Origin of the sequence: Chamaesiphon sp. VAR_69_metabat_338 (assembly GCF_031423935.1) — a bacterium.
Taxonomy (GTDB): Bacteria; Cyanobacteriota; Cyanobacteriia; order Cyanobacteriales; family Chamaesiphonaceae; genus Chamaesiphon.
The window spans coordinates 1-4,550 of sequence record NZ_JANPGM010000130.1 but is presented as its reverse complement, the minus strand read 5'-3'; the positions used below and the strand labels follow the sequence as shown (position 1 = coordinate 4,550).

Here is a 4,550-nt window from a genome sequence, read left to right as displayed (position 1 = left end):
TGGAAGTCAAACGGCGTACTGGATTACCGATCGCGCTCTACAAACATCTCATCTAGAGGAACGCAGCATTCAGACAAAGTAGTTGGCGATCGCAAATATTTACTTACCAAAGGTATTAGTTTAAGACTTTGTACTGAGGATACAACTCGGGATATTTAATACGATTGAGTTATCCTAATCAGCGAGTAAACATGGACAATCCAATCGAAGATTCTATGTTCAGAATCATATCCGTTCTGACGATCGGGTTTTTCATACTTTTTTTCATCAGCAGTCCCAACGCTTCAGACCGAAATTTAACTAGAGGTACGATTGTAAAAAGTAAGTAATGTCTTGGATTTACAATTAGAGTACTCGGCCAACTATGAACTTCGAGCGGTTTGCTACAACTCACTGTAGTGGCATTAACGTGTAAAGCACTGAGATCCTAATAAGCTAATTCAATCGATCGCTACAATACTTAAAAGCCCGTATCTGAGCCATGGCAATGGGGTAATTTGCGATCGAAATTCATGTCTCGGTTTTGGGCTAGATTTCACCTTCGATCGCGATTTCACCGGCGGCTGCTTTGGCTTCTTTTTGCTCGATCGTTACCATCACTTTGGTGGCTTTTTTCAATCGATCGAGCGGAATTTTGATAAAAACCTTACCATTTTTATCTGGTAAAAAATCCGCACAACTCATTTCCTCATCGCCCATAATTGCCCAGGTTCGATAAACTTGTCCTGGTGGCAGCGGCTTGATTTGCTGGAGAACTAACACTGCCACCGATTTATTGGGGACTACGATCAAATTTCCGGCTCCTGTCTGCTGTGGCATGTTCTTGAGCGGGATAAACCGATTATTCGGCTGCTGAAGGAGACTGACAATGGATCGATCGTTATTGCTGGCGGGCGATCGCTTGGCAATTTGGGCAGTCTGGAGATCCTGTTTGACTGTAGCTAGCTCTTGACTCAGATGATAGCTGTACCAACCCAAGCAACCGATCGCCAGTAATTCTAAGCCCATCGCGATCGGTTTCCACAGCGGCATCGACTTGCGCCGCAACTGACTCACTGGCACAATTTCACTGAAATCGGGTGCTGTTTCGGCAGCAGCTACTTGGAGAATCTGCGATCGTAATGACGCTGGCGGTCGAGCTGCGGGTAGAGTTAAGGGCAATAAATCTAATGGCAACATCAGGCTCTCGATCTCCGCTTGGCATTCGGGATGGTCGCGCAGATATGCCTCCACCCGATCGATTTCGGCAGGGGTGAGATCGCCTAAAACATAGCCAGCCAGCAATTCTGACCAAGATTCGGATGTGGATGTGGGTGGCAGGGAATTATCAGACATGAGATTAGTTACTCGACTAAATCTTGGAGAAACTGGCGGAGCTTGAGCAAGCCTTGACGCGATCGAGTTTTGACAGTACCTAATGGTAGATCTAGCTCCTGGGAGATTTCTGATTGACTTTTGCCTTGATAGTAGCCCATTTCTAAAACTTGTTTTTGGCTAGAAGGCAATGCTTGCAGTGCCGCTCCCATCCGTTCTTGCAATTCCGATAGAGCCACTGAGTCCATCCCTGGCTGACGATCGGTTGGAGGCAAATAGCGGCTCACCCGTTGCTGTAAATTGCGTTGCGAGCTTTGCTGCTTGAGTCGATTGAGCGCGCGCGATCGGGTGATTGTCAGCAAGAATACCAGTAAAGTACCGCGATCGGCATCGTATTTATCTACCCCCCGCCAAAAAGCCAGAAATACTTCCTGAGTGAGATCTTCAGCTTCGGTGGTATTTACCAGCATCCGCAACGCCAATCGATAAACTACCGCTCCATAGCGATCGTAGACGATCCCCAGCGCATTTGTATCGCCCTGGCGCAACGCAGTCAAAACTTCAAGATCGGACTCATTCGCGAGCATGGGCTTACAAAAACCAGAGAACACCTGACACCACATAATACCCACCCATGAGTACTAATGCTAGTCCGCCCACTCGCATCACGATCTCCGCATTGACAAGGATCTGGCGCGTAAGCTTAATTAATCCCGCACATAAACTCGCAGCAAAAATTACCGCAGTATAACCCAAAGCATAAGCAACCATCGTCACCACACTCCAGACTGGCGAACCAGTCGCTCCAGCGGCGGCTAACACCGCAAACAGCACGGGACTAGCACAAGGCGAACTCACTAAGGCAAAAGTTACACCGATTCCATAAGTCCCCGCAAACGATGGTAGGGAAATTGGAGATCGCGGTAACGGGAGATGAAACAAGCCGCTAATACTCAAACCCATCACAATAATGATGATGCCCACCACCAGATTAATATAGCCTCGCCACTCGACCATTACAGCCCCAGCAACCGATGCAAACAAGCCGAATATAGATAATATCGTCACCACCCCTAGCACGAATCCGGTGGCATTCCAGACCGCAGCTCGGCGAGATTTGACATTGAGAGTACCGATATAACTGAGATTGACTGGCAGCATTGCCAAAATACAAGGGGAAATACTCGCCAGCAAGCCACCCCCAAAGGCAAAGGCAATTAACAACCACGGATTGGTGAGGGGTTGACGATCGCCCCATTGTTGGTACTGGTTCTCGGTTCGCGCGATCGCTGATTCTAGTGACTCCAATAAATTAAGCTGTTTGATTGACAAGATTGCGATCGTCGTCAGCATCGCTAATCCTACCCAGATCGACCATTTAGGTGAGCTTTGACAAATTTTAGTTATCTTTAGAAACGTAGTTTTGACATTCATTACCAATTAGCTAAGACAGAATATTAACGCGATCGAGATCGAATCTCGATCGAAACCGAGCGATCGTGAAATTATGTACTGGGTAATTCAATCTTTTCGATCTCATTCCCATTCTTTCCATTACAAGGGATCTATTTATCCAAAGCTTTTTTCATCGCATCGCCACTGCCCATTTGGGCGATCGAACTATTTAAAATCGAAGTATAGGCAGTTAGATCGGCATTATTCCGAAACTGTTGGGTGACTTTGCCAGTTGCCGGATCGATAATTGCAATCGTGGCAGTTTGGGCTTTATTTGCATTGAAAAAGCTCGTCAAGCCCAGTTTTGCAGCAGTTTTCATCGAAGCTTGCATTTTTTTGCTGTCGCTGACATCCAACGCCACAAAGTTAGCTTTGCCAGCATATTGACGTCTAAGCTGTGCTAATGTCGGTGCAATATTCTTACAACCAGGACACCAGCTAGCATAAATATCAACTACGACAGGTTTGCCCTGAAGTTGTTTGGCTAAAGGTGTCGATTCACCTTGAGCAATTAAGGTTGCGGGAGTGTTTGTTGCAGATGGCAAAATATTTTGATTAGCCGCGATCGCGCTAATAGTTGTAGCGGCGAGAGTTGCCGCGATCGCTAAAATTGAGGAAGCCTGCAATAATTTCATAAAAATAATCGAGTTTCTGTATTGTTCTATGGGATATACAGCCTCAACTCTCGATCGGATTTATAAATTTATAAATTATGCTAGAAATAACAAAACCCCAGCTTCTACAAGAAGTTGAGGTTATTACAGCACCGAATAAACAGCATCACCAGCTAGCTCCACAGAAATCTAGCATCAAGGATAAATCCTGGTAATACGTCTTCTCCAGAGAGCGAATCGGGACTATTCAAAAATTCTGGCGGTTGCCCCAGCCGATAAATAACAGCGCGTTTGCCCTTGGGATCTAACAGCCAAGCTAATCGACAACCACTTTCCATATATTCTGCCATCTTCGCTTGAGTTTGTACCCAAGAATCCGAACGCGACATTAGTTCAATCGCAAAATCAGGACACAGTGGCAAAAAGCCCCGTCGTTCTTCTGGCGTCAGAGCTTCCCACTTTGCCAGGGGAATCCACGCTACGTCAGGCGATCGATCTCCGCCATTGGGCAACTCAAAGCCTGTTGAGGAATCAAAGGTTTTGCCTGTTTGATTAGTGCGATTCCACAATCCTACTTCCAAATTCAGCTCTGAATTCCAGTTTCCAGTTTCACCTCCAGTCGGAGCCATAACGATTAGATTTCCTTGTTTATCTCTTTCCAGCTTCATCTCTGGATTATCATTTGCAATCTGCCGAAACTGACTGCGGCTAATCTTCGCGATCGAACTGAGATTCAATGTAAGGGCTGCCATGACTAGAACCAATAGTCGCTACCACTCAATAATATCAAATATTTAAATCTCTCAACCCCTCATTCCCCGCCCCCAAATCCCTTACCAAATATGTCGTTATATAAAGGAATATTTCAATTCTGACTGACTGCATGGGTTTCGCAAATATCCCCAGGTGAGTCCGTGCTAACATCCATCAGTGTAAGCACAAGTCATGAAGAGAGTATAGCTGTGGTACTACGGGTTGCTGTTGTCGGTTCTGGGCCAGCGGGTTCTTCCGCCGCTGAAGTTTTAGCAAAAGCTGGAATTGAAACTTATTTATTTGAACGCAAATTAGATAACGCCAAGCCTTGTGGTGGTGCGATTCCTCTGTGCATGGTAAGTGAATTTGACTTACCGCCGGAGATTATCGATCGGCAAGTCCGGCAGATGAAGA

6 protein-coding genes are annotated in these 4,550 nt (G+C 46.1%); 1 reads left to right on the top strand and 5 read right to left on the bottom strand.

The genetic code is table 11. The features are described 5' to 3' along the window. Window positions 1-528 precede the first annotated feature (528 nt). The 5 genes from RMO84_RS03735 to RMO84_RS03715 form a co-directional block, all read right to left on the bottom strand. Window positions 529-1,335, bottom strand: coding sequence for an anti-sigma factor (locus tag RMO84_RS03735; RefSeq protein ID WP_310487119.1), 807 nt, complete (start codon window positions 1,333-1,335; stop codon window positions 529-531). Window positions 1,336-1,343: 8 nt separating this feature from the next. Continuing rightward, window positions 1,344-1,901, bottom strand: coding sequence for a sigma-70 family RNA polymerase sigma factor (locus RMO84_RS03730; RefSeq protein WP_310487117.1), 558 nt, complete (start codon window positions 1,899-1,901; stop codon window positions 1,344-1,346). Between the two features lie 4 nt (window positions 1,902-1,905). After that, window positions 1,906-2,748: a cytochrome c biogenesis protein CcdA gene (locus RMO84_RS03725; RefSeq protein ID WP_310487116.1), complete on the bottom strand. Its 843-nt coding sequence runs from the start codon at window positions 2,746-2,748 to the stop codon at window positions 1,906-1,908. A gap of 131 nt (window positions 2,749-2,879) precedes the next feature. Continuing rightward, a complete protein-coding gene (locus RMO84_RS03720; protein ID WP_310487114.1) occupies window positions 2,880-3,404 on the bottom strand; it encodes a thioredoxin domain-containing protein in 525 nt (174 codons plus the stop codon). Window positions 3,405-3,556: 152 nt separating this feature from the next. Continuing rightward, entirely contained in the window at window positions 3,557-4,135 is a 579-nt protein-coding gene (locus tag RMO84_RS03715; RefSeq protein ID WP_310487113.1) for a Uma2 family endonuclease, read from the bottom strand. Between the two features lie 210 nt (window positions 4,136-4,345). On the opposite strand from RMO84_RS03715, the gene RMO84_RS03710 reads away from it, so the two are divergent. After that, window positions 4,346-4,550 (top strand): FAD-dependent monooxygenase (locus tag RMO84_RS03710; protein WP_310487111.1); only part of this gene is annotated, 205 nt, incomplete at its 3' end.

Coding starts and splice junctions, on each gene's coding strand:
- RMO84_RS03735 (WP_310487119.1), bottom strand. CDS start 1,335: ATGTCTGATAATTCCCTGCCACCCACATCCACATCCGAATCTTGGTCA.
- RMO84_RS03730 (WP_310487117.1), bottom strand. CDS start 1,901: ATGCTCGCGAATGAGTCCGATCTTGAAGTTTTGACTGCGTTGCGCCAG.
- RMO84_RS03725 (WP_310487116.1), bottom strand. CDS start 2,748: ATGAATGTCAAAACTACGTTTCTAAAGATAACTAAAATTTGTCAAAGC.
- RMO84_RS03720 (WP_310487114.1), bottom strand. CDS start 3,404: ATGAAATTATTGCAGGCTTCCTCAATTTTAGCGATCGCGGCAACTCTC.
- RMO84_RS03715 (WP_310487113.1), bottom strand. CDS start 4,135: ATGGCAGCCCTTACATTGAATCTCAGTTCGATCGCGAAGATTAGCCGC.